Raw genomic sequence first — 433 nt, 5'->3', positions numbered from 1 at the left:
GATCTGGGACGCGCCACCGACATCGCCCGCCAGCTGATCACCCGATTCGGCATGAGCACGGAACTGGGCCAGGCAGTGCTGGAGCGCCAACAGGCCAGTTACCTGGGCGAATCGTTGTTGCGCCAGGAGCGCAAGGACTACTCAGAGCAGACCGCGCGCGAAATCGACCTGGGTATTCGAGGCCTGCTGGAAGACGCTTACGCCCGTGCCCGGACCTTGCTCGAGCAACGACGCGCCGACCTGGACACTGGGGCACGCCTGTTGTTGGCCAAGGAAACCATCACCCCGGAAGAATTCCCGGCGCTGCTGCCGGTGGCCAAGGACCCTGCCACCTATAATCTGGTCGATGCGGCCAAATGACACTCCGATCCAGTCCGAGTACCGACCATGCTCACCGTCACATTGATCAACATGCTGGTGGTGATCCTGGTGG

At 62.4% G+C, this 433-nt stretch carries 1 pseudogene; it reads left to right on the top strand.

Annotated elements, in window-relative coordinates:
• Positions 1-360 (top strand): annotated as a pseudogene (locus tag D7X12_RS42015) (hypothetical protein); the annotation flags it as partial.
• Positions 361-433 lie beyond the last annotated feature (73 nt).

Source organism: Corallococcus sicarius, from assembly GCF_003611735.1.
Taxonomy (GTDB): domain Bacteria; phylum Myxococcota; class Myxococcia; order Myxococcales; family Myxococcaceae; genus Corallococcus; species Corallococcus sicarius.
This window is presented reverse-complemented; position numbering and strand designations above follow the sequence as displayed.